Below are 20,400 nucleotides of genomic sequence, written 5' to 3'. Positions count from 1 at the left end.
TTCAAGTATCACCCACCGGATAGCGCCCATGACCTTTAGAGCCCTGATTACCCTCGCCGAGGGCATCGATGATCTGCAAAGCGTGACCCTGATCGACGTGTTGCGCAGGGCCGGCATCGAAGTGGTCGCCGCCAGTATTGAAGGACGGCGCATGCTGACCTGCGCGCGTGGCACGCGCCTGACTGCCGATGGCATGCTGGTCGATGTGCTGGCGCAAACCTTTGACCTGATCGTCCTGCCCGGCGGTGTTGTTGGTTCGCAACATCTGGCCGCGCACCAACCTCTGCAACAACTGCTCAAGGATCAGGCCAGCGCCGGACGCCTGTTCGCCGCTATCGCCGAATCCCCTGCGGTCGCCCTGCAAACCGCTGGTGTGCTGCGTCAACGACGCATGACCTGTTTGCCCGGCGCCAGCCATCAACTCTCGGGCTGTACGTTTGTTGATCAACCGGTGCTGGTGGACGGCAATTGCATCACCGCGCAAGGCTCCAGCGCTGCGCTGGAGTTTGCCTTGACGCTGGTCGAGCAACTCGGCGGCAAGGCCTTGCGGGGGAAAGTGGCGGGGGAGTTGTAGTGGCTGGCGGTGTCAGGCGTGGGCGGCAATTGGTTCGATAACCGGTTGCTCCCGATGCTCCGCTTGCCACAGATCATAGTCGGTTTGTACGCCTAGCCACACGCGCGCCTTGCCAATGCCAGCACGCTCAAGACGTACAGCCAGGTCCGGGCTGATTGGCGCATGTCCGTGTAATACACGTGAAAGATGCGGGCGTGCGAAGCCCAAGTGTCGGGCCAATTCGGTCACGCTGATGCCAAGCTCGGGCAAAACATCCATCAGCAGTGTTTCACCGGGGTGTGGCGGGTTGTGCATGGGCATGAATCTGCCTCTTGGTAGTCCAGATAGTCGACCAGTTCGATGTCCGAACCGACAAAACGAAAGATCACTCGCCAGTTGCCTGAAACGCTCAGCGACCAGTACTCCGTCAGTTCACCTTTCAATCGATGCAGGCGCCAACCCGGAAGGTCCAGATCTGCGGGAAGCGTAGCGCGATCCATGAACTGCAGCATGCGCGACAGCCGTTTTGCGTGGTCGGCACGATTCCGCGAGTCGAACCTGTTTCATAGAAGCCGCGAAGGCCTTTGTGCTGAAAGGATTTGATCATGGGCTCGAGTGTAAGGCGATACATTACACTCGCTGCGGTAACTATGTACCGCACCTTTTTAGTTATTTTGTGCTTTGGAGGTTGTCAGACCTTCACCTCTTCCACCGGCACATGCATCCGATCGCGGTTAGCCAGCGTCGGAAACAACTTGATCCACGTCCCCGTCACTACCAGGGTACCGATCCCGCCCATGACCACCGCCGGCACCGTGCCGAACCAGTGGGCGGTGACGCCGGATTCGAATTCGCCCAACTGATTGGAAGCGCCGATAAACAGCCCGTTCACCGCGCTGACCCGGCCGCGCATTTCGTCGGGGGTTTCCAGTTGTACGAAGGAGGCGCGGATGACCATGCTGATCATGTCCGCCGCGCCGAGTACCACCAGCACTGCCAGCGAGAACCAGAACGAGGTCGACAGGCCGAAAGCAATGGTGGCGACGCCGAAGATGCCGACCGCGGTGAACATCACCCGACCGACATTGCGCTCCACGGCAAATCGCGCAAGGAACAGCGACATCCCCAGTGCGCCGACCGCCGGTGCCGAACGTAGCAGGCCGAGGCCCCACGGCCCGGTCAGCAGAATGTCTTTGGCAAACACCGGCAGCAGCGCCGTGGCGCCGCCGAGCAACACCGCAAACAGGTCCAGCGAGATCGCCCCGAGAATGTCCGGGCGGCTGCGAATGAAACGAATCCCCGCCAGCAATGAATCCAGCGTGGCTTTGCCTTTGTTCAACGGCGTCTGTCGCGCGGGCAGGTTGAGCATCAAGGTGCAGGCAATGACGTAAAGCAGCACGGTCGGGCCATAGACCCAGACGCTGCCGAATGCATAGAGCAAACCGCCCAGCGCCGGGGCGACGATGGTGGCTGATTGCTGCGCCGATTGCGCCGCCGCCACTGCCCGAGGGAATAGCGCGCTGGGCACGATGCTCGGCAGCAGTGCCTGCGTGGTCGGCATCTCGAACGAGCGCGCCGCGCCGAGCAGGAAGGCGAGGATGAAGATCATCTCGCGGGTGACGTGATCGGTGGCGCTGCCGATGGCCAGCGCCAAGGCGATCAATGCCTGCAACGACTGACAGATCGCCGCGACTTTACGTCGGTCATAGCGGTCGGCGACATGCCCGGTGTGCAACATGAACAGCACGCGCGGAGCGAATTCGACCAGTCCGACCAGGCCCAGATCGAGGACGTTGCCGGTCAATTGGTAGAGGTTCCAGCCAATCGCCACGGTGAGCATCTGAAAACCGCTGGCGGTAAAGATCCGCGCGAACCAGAAAGCGAGAAACGGACGGTGATGACGTAACAGCAGGGGCTCTTGGCTGGGCATCTGAAGGCAGGTCTGGCTCGAGGGGAATGTCGAGGTTATCACCAGTCTGTAACAGGAAGTTGCCATGACAAAAAATTTAGTTAGCCAGACATCCATTTCCTCAAGCGCGCCGCAAGCAATCCATTGCAGAGCATTGCCCCGCCGATGAGGCAACTTGTCACGCGGCAAACGACCACGCAGTTCATCGGCAAAAATGGGACTACTCTTTTAACGTTGCTTGATCCAGATCAAGACCCAAAAGGAATTGATCCGGTGGCCAGTTGGCCAGACTCCCTGCGTTGCGATGGCTGTTTAAAAAGAACGAATCAGAATTCGCCGCACTCCATATCCGTGGGGGCAGTGGGTGCAGGCCTCCGGGTCCGCAGCCGGTATTACCTGACAGAGGAAGCCATATGTTCGGTTTAGAGGCACTAGATCTCGCCCGAATTCAGTTCGCGTTCACCATCTCGTTCCACATCCTGTTCCCGGCCATCACCATTGGCCTGGCGAGTTACCTCGCGGTACTCGAAGGCCTGTGGCTGAAAACCCGTAACGACACCTACCGTGACCTCTACCATTTCTGGTCGAAGATCTTTGCCGTCAACTTCGGTATGGGCGTGGTCTCCGGATTGGTCATGGCCTACCAGTTCGGCACCAACTGGAGTCGCTTCTCGGACTTCGCCGGCGCCGTCACCGGGCCGTTGCTGACCTATGAAGTACTCACGGCATTCTTTCTCGAGGCCGGTTTCCTTGGGGTGATGCTGTTTGGCTGGAACAAGGTCGGGCGCGGGCTGCACTTCTTTTCCACCGTCATGGTGGCGATCGGCACGCTGATTTCGACCTTCTGGATTCTCGCCTCCAACAGCTGGATGCAGACCCCGCAGGGCTTCGAAATCGTTAACGGGCAGGTCATTCCCACCGACTGGCTGGCGATCATCTTCAACCCTTCGTTCCCGTATCGCTTGATGCACATGGCAACGGCTGCGTTTGTCGCCACGGCATTCTTCGTCGGCTCCTCGGCGGCCTGGCACTTGCTGCGCGGTAAGGACAATCCGGCGATCCGCACGATGCTGTCGATGGCGATGTGGATGGCGCTGATTGTCGCGCCGATCCAGGCAGTCATCGGCGACTTCCATGGCCTCAACACTCTCGAGCATCAGCCGGCGAAAATCGCCGCAATCGAGGGTCACTGGGAAAACAAAGGCGACGAAGCCACGCCGCTGATTCTGTTCGGCTGGCCGGACATGAAAGAAGAGAAAACCAAGTTCGCCGTGGAAATCCCATACCTCGGCAGCCTGATCCTGACCCACTCGCTGGACAAACAGGTGCCAGCGCTCAAGGAGTTTCCGCCGGAAGACCGGCCGAATTCGACCATCGTGTTCTGGTCGTTCCGGGTCATGGTCGGCCTCGGTTTCCTGATGATCTTCACCGGTCTGTGGAGCCTGTGGCTGCGCAAACGCGACACGCTCTACACCTCGCGGCCATTCCTTTATCTGGCGTTGTGGATGGGGCCGTCCGGCCTGATCGCGATCCTCGCTGGCTGGTTCACCACTGAAATCGGCCGTCAGCCGTGGGTGGTCTACGGGCTGATGCGCACGGCGGATGCGTCCTCCAACCACAGTTTCATGCAGATGAGCATCACGCTGGTCATGTTTGTGGTGGTGTATTTCGCGCTGTTTGGCGCAGGTCTCGGCTACATGATGCGCCTAGTGCGCAAAGGGCCGAAGATCAGCGAAGGCGCCGAGACACCGGACGGTGGTCCAGGCAAGCAGCGCACACCGGCGCGTCCGTTGTCCGCCGCCGACGATTCGGCCGATGCCGATCACGACGACACCCCCAGCCTGACCAAGGAGATTTGAGCCATGGGTATTGATCTTCCGCTGATCTGGGCCGTGATCATCATCTTCGGCATCATGATGTACGTGGTCATGGACGGCTTCGATCTGGGGATCGGGATTCTCTTCCCGTTCATTCCCGGCAAAGTCGACCGTGACGTAATGATGAACACGGTCGCCCCGGTCTGGGACGGCAACGAAACCTGGCTGGTATTGGGCGGCGCGGCGTTGTTCGGTGCGTTCCCGCTGGCCTATTCGGTGGTGTTGTCGGCGCTGTACCTGCCGCTGATTTTCATGCTGATCGGTTTGATCTTCCGCGGCGTAGCCTTCGAGTTCCGCTTCAAGGCCAAGGACGACAAGCGCCATCTGTGGGACAAGGCCTTTATCGGCGGCTCGGTGGCGGCGACGTTCTTCCAGGGCGTAGCGCTCGGAGCGTTCATCGACGGCTTGCCGGTGGTCAATCGGCAGTTTGCCGGCGGTTCACTGGACTGGCTGACACCGTTCACAATGTTCTGCGGCGCCGCGCTGGTGGTGGCCTATGCCTTGCTCGGCTGCACCTGGCTGATCATGAAAACCGAAGGCAAGCTCCAGGAACAGATGCATGACCTGGCACGGCCATTGGCGTTCGTACTGCTGGCGGTGATCGGTATTGTCAGTATCTGGACGCCGCTGGCTCATCCGGATATTGCCACCCGCTGGTTCAGCATGCCGAACCTGTTCTGGTTCATGCCGGTGCCGATTCTGGTGCTGGTGACGATGTACGGGCTGATCCGCGCCGTGGCACGCAATGCCAACTACATGCCGTTCCTGCTGACTCTGGTGCTGATCTTCCTCGGCTACAGCGGTCTGGGCATCAGCCTGTGGCCGAACATCGTGCCGCCGTCGATCTCGATCTGGGACGCCGCCGCACCGCCGCAAAGTCAGGGCTTCATGCTGGTGGGCACGTTGTTCATTATCCCGTTCATCCTGGGATACACCTTCTGGAGCTACTACGTGTTCCGCGGCAAGGTTACCCATGAAGACGGTTATCACTAAGCAAAACCCTGTGGGAGCGAGCTTGCTCGCGATGGCGCCGGCAATGGCGCCATCAATCTTGAAGAGGTTTGAAGAAAATGACTGGAAAACATTCCCTGCACGACATTGAAGAGGCCGAAAAAAAACCGCTGTGGCAGCGGCTCGGCTGGTTGGCCCTGATCTGGGTCGGTAGCGTCGGCGTGCTGTTTATCGCCGCCAGCCTGATGCGCATGTTCATGAACGCGGCAGGCTTGACCACGCACTGAATCATCCCCGTCCCGGCGCCTTCGGGTACGGCTTTGCAACCCTCCTCACGGAGGGTTTTTTTTGTCTGAAGGTTACTTGCGGGCTTTGAGAATCACGAACTTCGGCGTGGCGGCCACTTGCTCGACGCCGCGGAACAGCCGCGCCAGTTTGCTGTGGTAACCCAGATGACGGTTGCCGACAATGTACAGCGCGCCGCCCACTACCAACGCTTCGCGCGCCTGCTGGAACATGCGCCAGGCCAGGAAGTCGCCAACCACCTGCTGCTGATGGAATGGCGGATTGCACAGCACCACGTCCAGCGATTGTGGTTCCTGCCCGGCCAGACCATCGCCGGCACGCACGATCACCTCGCGATCACCCAGCGCTGCGCGCCAGTTTTCGGCAGCTGATTGCACCGCCATGAACGACTCGTCGACCAGCGTGTAATGCGCATCGGGATTTTGCAGCGCACTTGCGATGGCCAGAACCCCGTTGCCACAGCCAAGATCGGCAACTCGCGCGCTACCAAGGTTTTTCGGCAGATGCGGGAGGAAGGCGCGCGTGCCGATGTCCAGACCTTCGCGGCAGAACACGTTGGCGTGGTTGAGCAATTCGATCGACGGCTCGTCGAGGCGATACCGCGAAGGGTAGGGCGAGACGGCCGGGGCTTTCGCTTCAGGTGTGGCGATCAACAGGCGAGCCTTCTTCACCGCGAGAGAGGCTTGTACCGAGCCGATATAGCGCTCAAGCAAGTCACCGGCGGCGCGTGGCAGGTGCTTGACCATGGCCGCTGCGACCACTTCGGCGCCGGGCACGAGTTGCCCTTGCAAGCGGATCAGTTGTTCTTCCAGCAGCGCGAGGGTTTTCGGCACGCGGATCAGCACCCGGTCGAACGGTCCGACCAATGGGTCGCTGGCGGGTATCCCGCGAACAGCGTCAAACGCTTGGCCGTTGCGCAGCAGGTTTTTTTCCAGCCCCTGAAACCCCAGAAACGAATCGCCGCTGGTACTGACCTTGACCTTGCCGAGCAAACTGGCCGCCAGCGCACCGAAACTGTCGTTGAGCACCAATACGCGCGTGTCGGCCGCTGGTTGCTGCGCCGCCAGATGGTTGAGCAGGTATTCGTCGGCGGCATCGAAGGCTTGCAGCGGTTCATTCTGCTGTTCAGGCTGGCGGATCAGATCGAGCTGGGCGAAGGGTGTATCAAGCAAAGGCATGGGGCGGGAACTCAGGGTAATCAACGGGGTGTTCCACAGCCCTGACATTGTGCTGCGGCACCGACCGAGTGTACTGCAACGCCGAACGTTCACGTCATCACTCAGGAGGGTCGCGAATGGTACGTTTTTTTCTTCGTTATTACCTGCACGTTTTATAGGGGACGCAAGACTGATCGATTAGATGATGCCGGCTCTGGCGGCCGCGATGACTGCGGAAATCTTGTTGCAGACGTTGAGCTTCTCAATGACGTTTTGCACGTGGTAGTTAACCGTGCGTTCGCTCAGGCTGAGTATTTTGGAAATCTCATAGGCCGTTTTGCCTCCTGCGGACAGTTGCAAAACCTCCAGTTCTCGTGGCGAAAGGTGCGGTTGTCGGGGTTTGAGAGACTGTGGTGGCATTGTCCGGGCAAAGAGTTCACTCAGATGACTGGCGGCGTAGAACATATAACCAAAATGCTCATACAGCTCCAATGGACTGATCGAACAGTGTTTGCGTGCCAAGCTGATAATGCTGCACAAACCACTGGGCCCATGATGGAATGATTGCGACCAGCCATGTTGCAGCCCATGTTGTTGCAAGCCGTGCCATAGCTGCGGAGTTTCTGTGAATACCGACTCGCTCCAGATGATGGGCATCATCGAGTGATTGCAGTGTGCTATCAGTGGATCGATTTTACTGTAACTTTTTTGCTCATATTGACTGTTCCATTCTTTGGGGTAGTTATTGATTTGTAAGGTATTGAGATGTAATTCCCGATTGGGTGATGTCACCGAAACTGCACAAAAATTAAAGCCAAGGTTTTCAGCGAATCTCAACAGAATCGGATAGGCAGCATCTATACCCTTGGCAAAGGTCAGTTGCTTTAACTGCGATTCCTTCCACGTTTCCATTACAGAATCTCCATTGGTAGTGCGGGGGCGCCAAATGGATCCAAAAGATCCGGCACGAAACGGAGTGTAGGACGTTTCCTGCAATGGACATTAAATTTTTTCGCTCTTGATGGTGATGATGTTTTTATAAAAGGTTCTTAGCGATTGGCAGTGCTTGGTATTTAAGTTGTCATCCTAAATTCTAAATACTGAAGTTTTCTTAATGAGTCGAATTTCTATTCACTTAGGCGAATAGCTGAATGGCACTACTCATTGTCGGTGTTTGACGCGGTCGATTTGCGCGACACTGAAGGCAATCCTTCTGTGGAGTACCCCATGACCGCCAGCGCAGAGAAATACACCACACAGACTTTGCTCGAGGTACAGCCTTTGACCCCGAGCCTGTTTACCTTGCGAACCAGCCGGGACGCAGGTTTTCGTTTCCGTGCAGGGCAGTTCGCCAGGCTGGGTGTGACCAAAGCCGATGGCAGCATCGTGTGGCGGGCTTATTCGATGGTGTCGTCGCCTTTTGACGAGTTTCTTGAGTTCTTTTCCATCGTGGTGCCGGGCGGTGAGTTCACCAGTGAGCTGAGCCGTCTCAAGGTCGGCGACACCTTGCTGGTGGATCGCCAGGCTTTCGGCTATCTGACCCTTGATCGCTTCGTCGACGGGCGCGATCTATGGCTGTTATCCACTGGCACCGGGGTGGCGCCGTTTCTGTCGATTCTGCAGGACTTCGAAGTCTGGGAAAAATTCGAGCGCATCATTCTGGTGTACAGCGTGCGCGAATCGCGGGAACTGGCGTATCAGGCGTTGATAGCCGGACTCACACAGCGTGAATACCTCAGCGAATATGCGCACAAATTGCAGTTCATCGCGACGGTGACGCGTGAAGCGCATCCAGATGCGCTTCACGGGCGCATCACCACATTGATTGAAAACGGTGAGTTGGAACGTGCGGCAGGTGTGGAGCTTTCGGTGGAACACTCGCGGGTCATGCTGTGCGGCAATCCGCAGATGATCGATGACACTCGCGCGTTGCTGAAAAAACGCCACATGAGCCTGAGCCTGACCCGTCGGCCCGGTCAGGTGGCCGTGGAAAACTACTGGTAAACAAACGGCGCCTCGAAGGCGCCGTTGTTTCTATCGTGCATAGCATTCAGGGCCGGGTGTTCTGGGCCTTGAGCAAGTCGCGGATCTCGCCCAGCAACTCTTCTTCCTTGGTCGGAACCGGTGGCAGGGTAGGCGCCACGGCTTCTTCGCGTTTGAGGCGGTTGATCGCTTTGACACCCATGAAGATGGCAAAAGCGACGATCACGAAGTCCAGAATGGTCTGCAGGAATTTACCGTAGGCCAGCACCACCGCAGGCGCAGCGCCCTCGGCGGCCTTGAGCGTGACGGCCAGATCACTGAAGTCCACCCCACCGATCAACAGGCCGATTGGCGGCATGATCACGTCACCGACAAACGACGAAACAATCTTGCCGAAGGCGGCACCGATGATGATACCGACGGCCATGTCGACCACATTGCCTTTGACCGCGAAGGCCTTGAACTCACTTAGCACGCCCATAGTTATTTCCTTGTTACAGATGAGTTTGGTGTACGCAGTGTAAATCAGCAAAACGCGTCCTGCGCGAAACACCTTCTTACAATGCCCGTTTTTATCGACACATCAATCGACGATTAGTTTGCAAAGTGCCACCAATCGCGCGCGTTATATCCTGTAAACCGCTGATCAGAAAGCCAATTTTGTCAATCATGGCGTTACGTTCTTTCTATTTATGTTCGACGTCGCAGGCCTCTAGCCTTGGGTTGGCGCATCTGGATGCGCCCCAAAACAACCAGAGGATCCTGATATGAACTCCGCACTTGGACTGGGGGCTTTTCCCCGTCGCCGTACCTTCGGTGTACTCACCGCCAGCTTGCTGACCTTCTCCGTTAACGCCGCGCCGCTGACCCGCGATAACGGTGCCGCAGTGGGCGACAATCAGAACTCGCAGACTGCCGGCGCCAACGGCCCGGTGCTGCTGCAGGATGTGCAACTGATTCAAAAGCTTCAGCGTTTTGACCGTGAACGCATTCCCGAGCGCGTGGTTCACGCTCGCGGTACCGGCGCCCATGGCACCTTCACCGTGACCAACGATCTCAGCGACCTGAGTAAGGCCAAGGTGTTCGCCGCCGGCCAGAGCACGCCGGTATTTGTGCGCTTCTCTGCGGTGGTGCACGGCAATCACTCGCCGGAAACCCTGCGTGATCCACGGGGTTTCGCCACCAAGTTCTACACGGCCGACGGCAACTGGGATCTTGTCGGTAACAATTTCCCGACCTTTTTCATCCGTGACGCGATCAAGTTTCCCGACATGGTGCACGCCTTCAAACCCGACCCACGGACTAACCTCGATGACGATTCGCGTCGCTTCGACTTCTTCTCCCATGTACCGGAGGCCACTCGCACGCTGACCGAGTTGTATTCGAACTCGGGAACTCCCGCCAGTTATCGAGAAATGGACGGCAACGGCGTACATGCATACAAGTTGATCAACGCCAAGGGCGAAGTTAACTATGTAAAGTTTCACTGGAAGAGCTTGCAGGGAATTAATAATCTGACCCCAAAGCAAGTCGCTAACGTTCAGGGTCAAGACTACAGTCACATGACCAATGACCTGGTGAGCAATATTAATAAAGGCAACTTCCCGAAGTGGGACTTGTACATTCAAGTGCTGAAACCACAAGATTTGTCCAAGTTTGATTTTGATCCATTAGACGCTACCAAGATCTGGCCGGGTATTCCTGAACGAAAAGTTGGACAAATGGTATTGAACCGCAATCCGGCGAATGTCTTCCAGGAGACCGAACAAGTGGCCATGGCGCCGGCCAATATTGTTCCGGGTATCGAACCTTCCGAAGACCGTTTGTTGCAAGGTCGAGTGTTCTCTTATGCTGACACGCAAATGTATCGCCTGGGTGCCAATGCGCTGCAGTTGCCGATCAATGCGCCGAAAGTTGCCGTGAATAATGGTAATCAGGATGGCGCGATGAACTTCGGCGCCAGCAACAGCGGCGTGAACTATCAGCCGAGCCGACTGCAACCCCGTGATGAGACGCCAAGTGCGCGTTACAGCCAGGCGGCGCTGTCGGGCAGCACGCAGCAGGCGAAGATCCAGCGTGAGCAGAACTTCAAGCAAGCCGGTGATCTGTATCGCTCGTTCAGCCAGCAGGAGCGTCAGGACCTGATCGACAGCTTCGGCGGCTCACTGGCGACCACCGATGACGAGAGCAAGCACATCATCCTGTCCTTCCTTTATAAGGCCGACCCGGAATACGGGACCGGTGTGACCAAAGTGGCCAAGGGTGACCTGAGCCGGGTCAAGGCGTTGGCAGCCAAACTCGCCGACTGATCTCGACGCCGTGCAGCGCGGGGCCTGATTCGGGCCCCGTTCTGTCCAAGGAGAGTGTTTATGCGTTCCTATCTCTTGCTGTTACTCGCCTGCCTGTCCTTTACAGCGCAGGCCGGGCAAAGCCCTGAGGCGATCAAGGCACAGTTGCAGGATTACTATTTCGATGCCGCCCGGCGCGGTGACGTGCCGATGCTCGATACCTTTATCGAGTCCGGCTATTCCCTCGATACCCGCGACAGCAAAGGCTACACCGCGCTGATTCTCGCGGCTTATCACGGTCAAGCGCCGGCGGTGGAGCGGTTACTCGCTGCCGGCGCCGATGCCTGTGCGCAAGATCAACGCGGCAACACCGCGCTGATGGGGGCGATTTTCAAAGGTGAACTACAGATCGCCCGTCGCTTGATGTCCACCGATTGCAGCCCCGATCAGCGTAACGGCGCCGGACAGACGGCGGCCATGTACGCCGGATTGTTCAAGCGCCTGGAATTGCTCGATGCGCTCAAGGCCAAGGGCGCCGACCTCAATGCCGAAGACCCGCTGGGCAATAGCGCCGCGCGTCTGGCCAACGGCGAAATCCGCACCGTCGCGCCGCGCTGAGCGGTGGCTGCGTTATCATCGCGGTTTTTGCCGGGGGATCCAGATGGCCAAGGCCAAGCGCATGTACGGCTGCACTGAGTGCGGCGCAACCTTTCCCAAGTGGGCGGGCCAGTGCGGCGAGTGCGGCGCCTGGAACACCCTGACTGAAACCATGATCGAGAGCGGTGGTGCCACGGCGCCGACCGGCCGCACCGGTTGGGCCGGGCAGCAGGCGCAGATCAAGACCCTGGCCGAAGTCAGCATCGAAGAGATTCCGCGTTTCTCCACTGCGTCCGGTGAACTGGACCGGGTTCTCGGTGGCGGTCTGGTCGACGGCTCGGTGGTGCTGATCGGCGGCGATCCGGGCATCGGCAAGTCGACGATCCTGTTGCAGACCCTGTGCAACCTCGCCAAGAGCATGCCGGCTCTCTACGTCACTGGCGAAGAGTCCCAGCAGCAAGTGGCCATGCGCGCCCGGCGCCTCGGCTTGCCACAGGATCAACTGCGGGTGATGACTGAAACCTGCATCGAAACCATCATCGCCACCGCCCGTCAGGAAAAGCCCAAGGTGATGGTGATCGACTCGATCCAGACGATTTTCACCGAACAACTGCAGTCGGCACCCGGCGGCGTTTCCCAGGTACGTGAGAGTGCGGCGTTGCTGGTGCGGTATGCCAAGCAGAGCGGCACGGCGATTTTCCTCGTCGGCCACGTCACCAAGGAAGGCGCGCTGGCGGGGCCTCGCGTTCTCGAACACATGGTCGACACCGTGCTGTATTTCGAAGGTGAATCCGATGGGCGTCTGCGTTTGCTGCGTGCGGTGAAAAACCGTTTCGGCGCCGTTAACGAACTCGGCGTGTTCGGCATGACTGACAAAGGCCTGAAAGAAGTCTCCAACCCTTCGGCGATTTTTCTCACCCGTGCGCAGGAAGAAGTCCCGGGCAGTGTGGTCATGGCGACGTGGGAAGGCACGCGGCCGATGCTGGTGGAAGTGCAGGCCTTGGTCGATGACAGTCATCTGGCCAATCCGCGCCGGGTGACGCTGGGTCTGGATCAGAACCGTTTGGCGATGTTGCTCGCGGTTTTGCATCGCCATGGCGGCATTCCGACTCACGATCAGGACGTGTTCCTCAACGTGGTTGGCGGGGTGAAGGTGTTGGAAACGGCGTCGGATCTGGCGCTGATGGCGGCGGTGATGTCGAGCCTGCGCAATCGGCCGTTGCCGCATGATCTGTTGGTGTTTGGTGAAGTGGGTCTGTCCGGCGAAGTGCGCCCGGTGCCGAGCGGGCAGGAGCGTTTGAAGGAAGCGGCCAAGCATGGCTTCAAGCGGGCGATTGTGCCAAAGGGCAATGCGCCAAAGGAATCCCCGCCGGGCTTGCAGATCATCGCGGTGACCCGCCTCGAACAGGCCCTCGACGCACTCTTCGAATAACTTGTACCCACCGCATAACCTGTGGGAGCTGGCTTGCCAGCGATTGCGTTCTGTCCGTCGACATATTCGTCGAGTCTGAAATCGCTATCGCTGGCAAGCCAGCTCCCACAGGGTTCAATTGTGGATTCTAGATTTCGATCAGGGCGCCCAGTTCGCGCTCAAGTTCTTGCGGATCAGCCAGGTTGAACTCAATCAAGCGCCGCAGGCGTTCGATGGACTCCAGGCTGATGTGCCGGCAGACAAACCCCAGTTGGCCTTTTTCTTCATGGGCCAGTTGCACATCCATCTCGATATCGACGTCATCGCTCAAATGAATGTCGACGAGAAAGTCCTTCGACTTGTCCCCCAGCCAAGGCTCCGGCCGTTCGATCAGCAGCCCCTTGAGCGACAGGTCGATCAGCTTGACCGGCCAGATGTACTCGCCCTGACTCAGCTCGGTTCTGGCATCGAACGCAATACGTTTGAAACGACGTCGATTGGCGGGGTGGTCGCTCATGGCGCAATCCTCACGAAGGTTTGCTGACTATAGACCCGACCAGCCGGTCGCAGCCAATCGCTAAAGCGTCTAGACCAACGTCGGGGTATGGCCTTTGGCGCCGTAAGCGCTAAACTCGGGGTGGCTGTCTTTCTTGTCCACCCTGGCTGGAATAATAAAATGAAAAATAATAATAGCCTGCTACGCCACTTACCCTGGCTATTGCTGGCAATCGTAGGAGCGTGCGCCCTGGGCGTAGTGGCATTGCGCCGCGGCGAGGCGATCAACGCCTTGTGGATTGTGGTCGCAGCCGTGGCCATTTATCTGGTTGCGTACCGTTACTACAGTCTGTTCATCGCTAACAATGTGATGCAACTGGACCCGCGTCGGGCCACCCCCGCCGTGCTCAACAACGACGGTCTGGACTATGTGCCGACCAACAAACACATTCTTTTCGGTCACCACTTCGCTGCCATCGCTGGCGCGGGGCCATTGGTCGGCCCGGTATTGGCGGCGCAGATGGGTTATCTGCCCGGCACGCTGTGGCTGATTGCCGGTGTGGTGCTGGCGGGCGCGGTGCAGGACTTCATGGTCCTGTTCATGTCGACCCGGCGCAACGGCCGTTCCCTGGGCGACATGGTGCGTGAAGAAATGGGCCGCATTCCCGGCACCATCGCACTGTTCGGCTGCTTCCTGATCATGATCATCATCCTCGCGGTGCTCGCGCTGATCGTGGTTAAAGCGCTGGCCGAGAGCCCATGGGGCATATTCACGGTGATGGCGACCATCCCGATCGCGATGTTCATGGGCATTTACATGCGCTACATCCGCCCGGGGCGCATTGGCGAAATCTCGGTGGTCGGCGTGTTGCTGCTGCTCGGTTCGATCTGGCTCGGTGGGCAGATTGCTGCTGATCCGGTGTGGGCCAAGGCGTTCACCTTCACCGGTGTGCAAATTACCTGGATGCTGGTCGGTTATGGTTTCGTCGCGGCATCGCTGCCGGTGTGGCTGATTCTGGCGCCGCGTGACTATCTGTCGACGTTCCTGAAGATCGGCACCATCGTCGCCCTGGCGATCGGTATTCTGATCACCATGCCCGAGCTGAAAATGCCGGCGCTGACCCAGTTCGTCGACGGCACCGGTCCGGTGTGGAAGGGCGGTCTGTTCCCGTTCCTGTTCATCACCATCGCCTGCGGTGCGGTTTCCGGTTTCCACGCACTGATTTCTTCGGGCACCACGCCGAAGCTGCTGGATAACGAAACCAACGCCCGTTACATCGGTTACGGCGGCATGTTGATGGAGTCGTTCGTCGCGATCATGGCCATGGTCGCCGCTTCGGTGATCGAGCCTGGCGTGTACTTCGCCATGAACAGCCCGGCCGCCGTGGTCGGCAGTGATGTGGCCTCCGTTGCGCAAGTCGTCTCCAGCTGGGGCTTCGCGATCACGCCGGAAGCGCTGCAAGCCGTGGCACATGACATTGGCGAAACCACCATCCTGGCACGTGCCGGTGGTGCGCCGACCCTGGCCGTCGGTATCGCGCAGATCCTGCACAGTGTCCTGCCGGGTGAAAACACCATGGCGTTCTGGTACCACTTCGCGATCCTGTTCGAAGCGCTGTTCATCCTCACAGCTGTCGACGCCGGTACCCGTGCCGGGCGTTTCATGCTGCAGGATCTGCTCGGCTCTTTCGTTCCGGCACTGAGACGTACCGAATCGTGGACCGCCAACCTGATCGCCACCGCCGGTTGTGTGGCGATGTGGGGCTGGTTGCTGTATCAGGGCGTGATCGATCCACTGGGCGGCATCAACACCTTGTGGCCGCTGTTCGGTATCTCCAACCAGATGCTGGCCGGTATCGCGCTGATGCTCGGCACCGTGGTCCTGATCAAAATGAAGCGTCAGCGCTACATTTGGGTCACCCTGCTGCCAGCCGCCTGGTTGTTGATCTGCACCACTACTGCGGGCTTCATCAAACTGTTCGATGCCAACCCGGCGATCGGCTTCCTGTCGCTGGCCAAGAAATACAGCGATGCCCTGGCCAATGGTCAGGTGCTGGCACCGGCAAAAAGCGTCGAGCAGATGCAGCACGTGATCTTCAACGCTTACACCAACGCAACGCTCACCGCGCTGTTCCTGTTCGTGGTCTTCAGCATCCTGTTCTACGCGCTCAAAGTCGGCATCGCCGCCTGGGGCAAAAAAGAGCGTACGGATAAAGAATCGCCATTCCAGGCCCTGCCGGATGCGTAACCAGAGGATTGCACCATGTTCAATGACCTGAGTCGCCTCGGTAAATACCTCGGTCAGGCCGCGCGCCTGATGGTCGGCATGCCCGACTACGACACCTACGTCGAGCATATGCAAACCAAACACCCGGACAAACCGGTGATGAGCTACGAGATGTTCTTTCGCGAACGTCAGGAAGCCCGTTACGGTGGCAAGGGTGGGCCGAAGTGCTGTTGAGCTGATAGCGCAAGGTTGAGGTAATCCCCTGTGGGAGCGAGCCTGCTCGCGAATACGGAGCGTCAGTTGATGAATAATTTGACTGGCACACCGCTTTCGCGAGCGAGCTCGCTCCCACAGTTGTTTTTGTGTTGTTCATTCATTTTGTGAAGGGGATCTGTTTTGTCTTCTCCCATACCTGTAACGGTACTCAGCGGTTTTCTCGGTGCCGGCAAGACCACGTTGCTGCGCCATATCCTGAAAGCCGAGCACGGCCTGAAAATCGCCGTGATCGAAAACGAATTCAGCGACGCCGGTATCGACACTCAGTTGTTGGGTGACGAACCGGTGCAAGTCATGACTCTGGCCAACGGCTGCGTCTGCTGCACCATTCACACCGACCTGACCAAGGCTCTGTACTTGCTGCTTGAACGGCTGGACAGCGGTGAGATTGCGTTCGATCGTCTGGTCATCGAGTGCACCGGTCTGGCCGATCCGGCACCCGTGGCGCAGACTTTTTTCATCGATGAGGAATTGCGCGAGCGTTACCTGCTCGACGGCATCATTACCCTGGTCGATGCGGCGCACGCGGATGTCCACCTGACCCAGACCATCGCTCAGGCGCAGATCGGTTTTGCCGACCGCTTGCTGGTGAGCAAGACCGATCTGGTCGACGAAGCCACGTTCACCGCCCTGAGCGAACGCCTGACGCGAATCAACCGTCGCGCGCCAGTCCGTGTGGTTGATCACGGCAACATCGATCTGGCTGAATTGCTCGACGTGCGCGGCTTTAACCTCAACGCCGATCTTGGCGGCGGATTGAGCTTGCGCCCGGTAAGCAAGGCGCCGTCGATTGATCGTATTTCCAGTCTGGTATTGCGCACCGATCAGCCGCTGGATATCGATCAGCTCAGCGAGTTCATGAATGAATTGCTCGAAGAACACGGCAAGCAATTGCTGCGTTACAAAGGCGTGCTGAGCATCGCCGGTGAGGATCGGCGGTTGGTGTTCCAGGGTGTGTTGAAGCTCTATGGCTTCGACTGGGACACCGAATGGGCCGAGGGTGAGGCGCGGGAAAGTGTGATTGTGTTTATTGCCGATGATTTGCCGGAAGAGAAGATTCGGGCGGGGTTTGCCAGAGTCGCTTCTGCCTGATGGTTGTTTGGTGTCAGGGCTGACGTCATCGCGGGCAAGCCCGCTCCCACAGGGTTATTTGTCGTTCACAGATTGTGTGCACACCAATAAACCTGTGGGAGCGGGCTTGCCCGCGATGGCGATTTAACCGACAACACAATGCTTGACGGTTGGCTCCAGCAGCGTCTGCTCCAGATTATCCAGATGCCGGTTCATCAGTAGACTGGCCTTAACCCCATCTCCACTTTCAATCGCCTCAACCAGCGCCAAATGCTCCTTCCACGCGCAACAGCTATGCGTCTGGCACTCACTTCGCGCAATCGCCAATGATGTAAGCGGCACAAGACTGCCAAGAAAATGCGCCAACGGTGCATTCCCCGCCATTGTCGCCAAATGCAGATGAAACTCCCCGGACAAGCGAATCGCCGCACCCCGCCGATCCTGCTCGACCGCCTGACGCTCGCGTTCGATCAACCCGCGCAAGCGTTTCAATTCTTCCGCTTGCGGACGCTGGCAGGCCAGACGCACCAGCGTGCTTTCGGCCAGACGCCGCGCATGCAGGGCTTGCCGCGTCTGCTCCCGATCAGGTGTGGCGACGCGCGGCCGATGATTGGCGCGCAGCACAATGACCTGCTCAAGCGACAACCGCGTCAACACGCGCCGCACATCGGCGCGGCTGGCGCAGAACATCTCTTTCAAGCTGTCCTCGGTAAAACGGCTGGATGAATCAATGCGTTGCTCGAGAATCGCGTCGAACAGTCGCGGATACAGATCCTCCACCGATGCGCGCAGGCGGGAGAAGGGCAGGGGCGCAGTAGTCGATTGGGTTTGCGACGGTGAGGCGAAACTGTTCATGACCTGTCTCCCATTGGATCAGCGACTCAAGTTGTCTTCCGGAATATTCAGCTCAATGCCCATGCGCTGACCTTCGCGCAAAATGTGCCGACGCATTTCAGCGCTGGCCTGGGCGCTGTTCTTGCTGCGGATCGCGCGGACTACGGCTTCGTTTTCTTCGAGGCGTTCGGCCAGATGTTCAGGTGAATTGCGCAGCACCTCGGCGCTCTGCTTGAGGGCGTTGCTGGTCTGCTGCACCACGCTCTGGAAGATCGGATTCGACGTGAGTGTGAACAACTCTTCGTGGAAGGCGATGTAAGCGCTGACCCCGGCTTCACTGTCGCCGGCCTCGAGGGCTTCGCGCATGTCCATCAGGGTCAGGCGCAACTGGCCGACCTCCTTGCTGCTGATCGACTGCGCGACCAAGCCGACAATGAACGGCTCAAGGGTGTAACGCAGTTGCAGCACGTCTTCCAGGCTGGCGCCGGCTACGGCACTGTCGTGGCTTTGACTGTCGCTCAATTGCGCGTCGAGCACGACCACGCCTTTGCCCGGCATCGAACGCACCAGACCGAGGGTTTCCAGGACGATCACCGCTTCGCGCAGGCTCGGCCGGCTTATGCCCAGTTGTTCGGCCAGTTCACGCTGGCCCGGCAGCATGTCGCCGGAGCGCCACTGACCCCGGGCGAGGGCGGCGCGGAGTTTTTCTACGACTGAGTTGACGACGGTTGATGTGGTAATCACTTGTCTTGCTCCATGTGCCTGTAGGGGCGCCGCAAACCAGGATCAAAGATCACCGCTTGCGGCAGCGCCTGCAGGGTTGAAATCAGAACTCCTGCTGGTGCGCCGGAGTTGCTGTTTTACGCGGCTGAAAGGTGTAGCCCTGCTGACCGCTGAGTACTTTGTTGGCGCGTTGGACATCGATGTCTTTTTCCCAACGGGCGATGGCGACGGTGGCGACGCAGTTGCCGATGAGATTGGTGAGTGCCCGGCCGATGCCCATGAACCAGTCCACCGCCAGCACCAGCACCAGACCGACCACCGGGATTGCCGGAATAGCTGTCAGCGTGGCCGCCAGAATTACCAGTGCCGACCCGGGAATGCCGTGGGCGCCTTTGGAAGTGATCAGGGACACCAGCAGAATCGTCAGCAAATCAGTCATCGCCAGTGGCGTACCGGTGGCGTTGGCAATGAACACGATGGCCAGGGTCAGGTAGATCGAGAAACCGTCGAGGTTGAACGAGTAGCCGGTCGGAATCACCAAACCAACGGTCGAGCTACCGATACCGAGATGTTCGAGTTTGCGCATGATCTGTGGCAACACCGCGTCGGAGGACGCCGTGCCCATGACGATCAGCAGTTCTTCACGCAGGTACTTGAGCAGCGGCCACATACGCAGGCCAGAGGCGCGCATCACCAGACCGAGAATCACGCTGACGAAAGCGATACAGGTCAAATAGAACAAGCCGACCAGACTGCCCAGGTGCTGCAGGGAATCGAGGCCATATTTGCTGGTGGTGAAGGCGATGGCGCCGAACACGCCGATCGGCGCCAGACGCACGATCATGCCCATGATGCGGAAGATCACATGGCTCAGTTCGTTGATCAGCCGGGAGATTCCGGAAGCCGCTTCGCCGACCAGATTCAACGCGCTGCCGAACAGCACCGAAAACAGCAGCACTTGCAGGATGTTGTTGTCAGCGAAGGCGCCGATTACCGACGTTGGAATCAGGTCCATCAGGAACTGCGTGGTGGTGTGCATGTGCTGGCTGCGTTCGGCGAGATCGCCCATGTCGGCGGTGGACAATTGCTCGAGATGGATATTCGCGCCGCTGCCGATGCCGGTGCTGAAGGCGAAGACCAGGCCGATCACCAGAGCGATGGTGGTCAACACTTCGAAGTAGATCACCGACTTGAGGCCGATGCGCCCGACCTTCTTCAGATCCCCCGCGCCGCTGATGCCACTGACCACCACGCAGAACACGATGAGGCCGATGAGCATCTTGATCAGTTTGATGAAGCCGTCGCCGAGCGGTTTGAGCTGGGCCGAGTATTCAGGAAGGGTCAGCCCGCAGACGATGCCGAGCACCAGTCCGAGAACCACTTGGAGGAAGATTGAACGCGAGCACCATCTGAGCATGGGAGGAATCCTGGTCGGTGTCCTGGCTGCCGTGTGCGGAGCACATCAGATTCAGGACTTAATTATTGTGGTCTTACCGGTATGTCCAGTGCAGGCGCAGTCTACGCTCGGTTTTTTCGGGATGACAAGTGAAAACATGAAAATTGGCATGACCGGTCTGACCGGCGGCCATAGCCGCGTAGGAGCTGCCGAAGGCTGCGATCTTTTGATCTTGTTTTTAAGATCCAGATTAAAAGATCGCAGCCTGCGGCGGCTCTACACGGGAAATCAGGGGCGAAAAAAAACCGGCCAATCGCTTGGCCGGTTTTTCATGCTGCGGATTTAA

Annotated in this window: 21 protein-coding genes and 1 pseudogene; 12 read left to right on the top strand and 10 right to left on the bottom strand. The window is 58.5% G+C overall.

Annotated features, from left to right (window positions below):
* The first annotated feature begins 28 nt into the window (after nucleotides 1–28).
* Nucleotides 29–574 (top strand): DJ-1 family glyoxalase III, encoded by a 546-nt coding sequence (locus RMV17_RS25590; RefSeq protein WP_311883488.1) that lies wholly within the window; start codon nucleotides 29–31, stop codon nucleotides 572–574.
* A gap of 12 nt (nucleotides 575–586) precedes the next feature.
* Here the strand turns inward: RMV17_RS25590 and RMV17_RS25585 are convergent, their stop codons facing one another.
* The 3 genes and pseudogenes from RMV17_RS25585 to RMV17_RS25575 form a co-directional block, all read right to left on the bottom strand.
* On the bottom strand, nucleotides 587–874 hold the full coding sequence (locus RMV17_RS25585) for a HigA family addiction module antitoxin (RefSeq protein ID WP_217830094.1): 288 nt from the start codon (nucleotides 872–874) through the stop codon (nucleotides 587–589).
* Nucleotides 832–1,160 (bottom strand): annotated as a pseudogene (locus tag RMV17_RS25580) (type II toxin-antitoxin system RelE/ParE family toxin). The gene RMV17_RS25585 and the pseudogene RMV17_RS25580 overlap by 43 nt, the downstream one beginning before the upstream one ends.
* Nucleotides 1,161–1,244: 84 nt before the next feature.
* The gene (locus RMV17_RS25575; RefSeq protein ID WP_016986176.1) at nucleotides 1,245–2,483 is read right to left on the bottom strand and encodes an MFS transporter; all 1,239 of its coding nucleotides are present in this window, start codon (nucleotides 2,481–2,483) and stop codon (nucleotides 1,245–1,247) included.
* A 392-nt stretch (nucleotides 2,484–2,875) separates the two neighbouring features.
* Between RMV17_RS25575 and RMV17_RS25570 the strand changes: the two genes are divergently transcribed.
* The 3 genes from RMV17_RS25570 to RMV17_RS25560 all read left to right on the top strand — a co-directional run bounded on the left by RMV17_RS25570 (nucleotide 2,876) and on the right by RMV17_RS25560 (nucleotide 5,577).
* Nucleotides 2,876–4,321, top strand: coding sequence for a cytochrome ubiquinol oxidase subunit I (locus RMV17_RS25570; protein WP_108227121.1), 1,446 nt, complete (start codon nucleotides 2,876–2,878; stop codon nucleotides 4,319–4,321).
* A 3-nt stretch (nucleotides 4,322–4,324) separates the two neighbouring features.
* Nucleotides 4,325–5,332: a cytochrome d ubiquinol oxidase subunit II gene (cydB, locus tag RMV17_RS25565; protein ID WP_007909749.1), complete on the top strand. Its 1,008-nt coding sequence runs from the start codon at nucleotides 4,325–4,327 to the stop codon at nucleotides 5,330–5,332.
* Nucleotides 5,333–5,409: 77 nt separating this feature from the next.
* Entirely contained in the window at nucleotides 5,410–5,577 is a 168-nt protein-coding gene (locus RMV17_RS25560) for a DUF2474 domain-containing protein (RefSeq protein ID WP_016773090.1), read from the top strand.
* Between the two features lie 72 nt (nucleotides 5,578–5,649).
* Here RMV17_RS25560 and RMV17_RS25555 read toward each other — a convergent pair whose 3' ends face one another.
* Nucleotides 5,650–6,774 (bottom strand): class I SAM-dependent methyltransferase, encoded by a 1,125-nt coding sequence (locus RMV17_RS25555; protein ID WP_311883478.1) that lies wholly within the window; start codon nucleotides 6,772–6,774, stop codon nucleotides 5,650–5,652.
* A 177-nt stretch (nucleotides 6,775–6,951) separates the two neighbouring features.
* On the bottom strand, nucleotides 6,952–7,665 hold the full coding sequence (locus RMV17_RS25550) for an autoinducer binding domain-containing protein (protein ID WP_178087440.1): 714 nt from the start codon (nucleotides 7,663–7,665) through the stop codon (nucleotides 6,952–6,954).
* Nucleotides 7,666–7,980: 315 nt separating this feature from the next.
* Between RMV17_RS25550 and RMV17_RS25545 the strand changes: the two genes are divergently transcribed.
* Entirely contained in the window at nucleotides 7,981–8,757 is a 777-nt protein-coding gene (locus tag RMV17_RS25545) for a ferredoxin--NADP reductase (protein ID WP_311883475.1), read from the top strand.
* A 46-nt stretch (nucleotides 8,758–8,803) separates the two neighbouring features.
* Here RMV17_RS25545 and mscL read toward each other — a convergent pair whose 3' ends face one another.
* The gene (gene mscL / locus RMV17_RS25540) at nucleotides 8,804–9,217 is read right to left on the bottom strand and encodes a large-conductance mechanosensitive channel protein MscL (protein WP_034153825.1); all 414 of its coding nucleotides are present in this window, start codon (nucleotides 9,215–9,217) and stop codon (nucleotides 8,804–8,806) included.
* Nucleotides 9,218–9,503: 286 nt separating this feature from the next.
* Here mscL and katB point away from each other — a divergent pair, with 286 nt between their 5' ends.
* Genes katB through radA form a run of 3 tightly spaced genes read left to right on the top strand, consistent with a single transcriptional unit; the run spans nucleotide 9,504 to nucleotide 13,053 of the window.
* Nucleotides 9,504–11,045 (top strand): catalase KatB, encoded by a 1,542-nt coding sequence (gene katB / locus RMV17_RS25535; RefSeq protein ID WP_034153826.1) that lies wholly within the window; start codon nucleotides 9,504–9,506, stop codon nucleotides 11,043–11,045.
* A gap of 60 nt (nucleotides 11,046–11,105) precedes the next feature.
* Nucleotides 11,106–11,642 (top strand): ankyrin repeat domain-containing protein, encoded by a 537-nt coding sequence (locus RMV17_RS25530; protein ID WP_311883472.1) that lies wholly within the window; start codon nucleotides 11,106–11,108, stop codon nucleotides 11,640–11,642.
* Nucleotides 11,643–11,685: 43 nt separating this feature from the next.
* Nucleotides 11,686–13,053, top strand: coding sequence for a DNA repair protein RadA (gene radA / locus RMV17_RS25525; protein ID WP_007909773.1), 1,368 nt, complete (start codon nucleotides 11,686–11,688; stop codon nucleotides 13,051–13,053).
* A gap of 127 nt (nucleotides 13,054–13,180) precedes the next feature.
* Here radA and RMV17_RS25520 read toward each other — a convergent pair whose 3' ends face one another.
* Entirely contained in the window at nucleotides 13,181–13,549 is a 369-nt protein-coding gene (locus RMV17_RS25520) for a PilZ domain-containing protein (protein ID WP_311883469.1), read from the bottom strand.
* A 159-nt stretch (nucleotides 13,550–13,708) separates the two neighbouring features.
* Here RMV17_RS25520 and RMV17_RS25515 point away from each other — a divergent pair, with 159 nt between their 5' ends.
* The 3 genes from RMV17_RS25515 (at nucleotide 13,709) to yjiA (ending at nucleotide 17,122) form a co-directional block, all read left to right on the top strand.
* Entirely contained in the window at nucleotides 13,709–15,775 is a 2,067-nt protein-coding gene (locus tag RMV17_RS25515; protein WP_311883467.1) for a carbon starvation CstA family protein, read from the top strand.
* Between the two features lie 15 nt (nucleotides 15,776–15,790).
* Nucleotides 15,791–15,988 carry a YbdD/YjiX family protein gene (locus tag RMV17_RS25510; RefSeq protein WP_003228401.1) on the top strand — a complete coding sequence of 66 codons (198 nt, stop codon included), beginning with the start codon at nucleotides 15,791–15,793 and terminating at the stop codon, nucleotides 15,986–15,988.
* Between the two features lie 162 nt (nucleotides 15,989–16,150).
* Nucleotides 16,151–17,122 carry a GTPase gene (gene yjiA, locus RMV17_RS25505; RefSeq protein ID WP_311883465.1) on the top strand — a complete coding sequence of 324 codons (972 nt, stop codon included), beginning with the start codon at nucleotides 16,151–16,153 and terminating at the stop codon, nucleotides 17,120–17,122.
* Nucleotides 17,123–17,245: 123 nt separating this feature from the next.
* Here the strand turns inward: yjiA and RMV17_RS25500 are convergent, their stop codons facing one another.
* The 3 genes from RMV17_RS25500 to RMV17_RS25490 form a co-directional block, all read right to left on the bottom strand.
* Nucleotides 17,246–17,956 carry a GntR family transcriptional regulator gene (locus tag RMV17_RS25500; RefSeq protein WP_311883463.1) on the bottom strand — a complete coding sequence of 237 codons (711 nt, stop codon included), beginning with the start codon at nucleotides 17,954–17,956 and terminating at the stop codon, nucleotides 17,246–17,248.
* Between the two features lie 18 nt (nucleotides 17,957–17,974).
* Complete coding sequence (locus tag RMV17_RS25495) at nucleotides 17,975–18,679, bottom strand: FadR/GntR family transcriptional regulator (protein ID WP_034153832.1); 705 nt, start codon at nucleotides 18,677–18,679, stop codon at nucleotides 17,975–17,977.
* Between the two features lie 82 nt (nucleotides 18,680–18,761).
* Nucleotides 18,762–20,075 carry a C4-dicarboxylate transporter DctA gene (locus tag RMV17_RS25490; RefSeq protein ID WP_311883460.1) on the bottom strand — a complete coding sequence of 438 codons (1,314 nt, stop codon included), beginning with the start codon at nucleotides 20,073–20,075 and terminating at the stop codon, nucleotides 18,762–18,764.
* Here RMV17_RS25490 and RMV17_RS25485 point away from each other — a divergent pair.
* Nucleotides 20,074–20,400 (top strand): hypothetical protein, encoded by a 327-nt coding sequence (locus RMV17_RS25485; protein WP_311883458.1) that lies wholly within the window; start codon nucleotides 20,074–20,076, stop codon nucleotides 20,398–20,400. The two genes, RMV17_RS25490 and RMV17_RS25485, sit on opposite strands and share 2 nt — an antisense overlap.

Origin of the sequence: Pseudomonas sp. VD-NE ins (assembly GCF_031882575.1) — a bacterium.
GTDB classification, from domain to species: domain Bacteria; phylum Pseudomonadota; class Gammaproteobacteria; order Pseudomonadales; family Pseudomonadaceae; genus Aquipseudomonas; species Aquipseudomonas fluorescens_BZ.
This window is presented reverse-complemented; position numbering and strand designations above follow the sequence as displayed.

Coding starts and splice junctions, on each gene's coding strand:
- radA (WP_007909773.1), top strand. CDS start 11,686: ATGGCCAAGGCCAAGCGCATGTACGGCTGCACTGAGTGCGGCGCAACC.
- RMV17_RS25590 (WP_311883488.1), top strand. CDS start 29: ATGACCTTTAGAGCCCTGATTACCCTCGCCGAGGGCATCGATGATCTG.
- RMV17_RS25490 (WP_311883460.1), bottom strand. CDS start 20,075: ATGCTCAGATGGTGCTCGCGTTCAATCTTCCTCCAAGTGGTTCTCGGA.
- katB (WP_034153826.1), top strand. CDS start 9,504: ATGAACTCCGCACTTGGACTGGGGGCTTTTCCCCGTCGCCGTACCTTC.
- RMV17_RS25520 (WP_311883469.1), bottom strand. CDS start 13,549: ATGAGCGACCACCCCGCCAATCGACGTCGTTTCAAACGTATTGCGTTC.
- RMV17_RS25585 (WP_217830094.1), bottom strand. CDS start 874: ATGCCCATGCACAACCCGCCACACCCCGGTGAAACACTGCTGATGGAT.
- mscL (WP_034153825.1), bottom strand. CDS start 9,217: ATGGGCGTGCTAAGTGAGTTCAAGGCCTTCGCGGTCAAAGGCAATGTG.
- RMV17_RS25515 (WP_311883467.1), top strand. CDS start 13,709: ATGAAAAATAATAATAGCCTGCTACGCCACTTACCCTGGCTATTGCTG.
- RMV17_RS25570 (WP_108227121.1), top strand. CDS start 2,876: ATGTTCGGTTTAGAGGCACTAGATCTCGCCCGAATTCAGTTCGCGTTC.
- RMV17_RS25550 (WP_178087440.1), bottom strand. CDS start 7,665: ATGGAAACGTGGAAGGAATCGCAGTTAAAGCAACTGACCTTTGCCAAG.
- RMV17_RS25575 (WP_016986176.1), bottom strand. CDS start 2,483: ATGCCCAGCCAAGAGCCCCTGCTGTTACGTCATCACCGTCCGTTTCTC.
- RMV17_RS25545 (WP_311883475.1), top strand. CDS start 7,981: ATGACCGCCAGCGCAGAGAAATACACCACACAGACTTTGCTCGAGGTA.
- cydB (WP_007909749.1), top strand. CDS start 4,325: ATGGGTATTGATCTTCCGCTGATCTGGGCCGTGATCATCATCTTCGGC.
- RMV17_RS25500 (WP_311883463.1), bottom strand. CDS start 17,956: ATGAACAGTTTCGCCTCACCGTCGCAAACCCAATCGACTACTGCGCCC.
- RMV17_RS25530 (WP_311883472.1), top strand. CDS start 11,106: ATGCGTTCCTATCTCTTGCTGTTACTCGCCTGCCTGTCCTTTACAGCG.
- RMV17_RS25510 (WP_003228401.1), top strand. CDS start 15,791: ATGTTCAATGACCTGAGTCGCCTCGGTAAATACCTCGGTCAGGCCGCG.
- RMV17_RS25560 (WP_016773090.1), top strand. CDS start 5,410: ATGACTGGAAAACATTCCCTGCACGACATTGAAGAGGCCGAAAAAAAA.
- RMV17_RS25485 (WP_311883458.1), top strand. CDS start 20,074: ATGGGAGGAATCCTGGTCGGTGTCCTGGCTGCCGTGTGCGGAGCACAT.
- RMV17_RS25555 (WP_311883478.1), bottom strand. CDS start 6,774: ATGCCTTTGCTTGATACACCCTTCGCCCAGCTCGATCTGATCCGCCAG.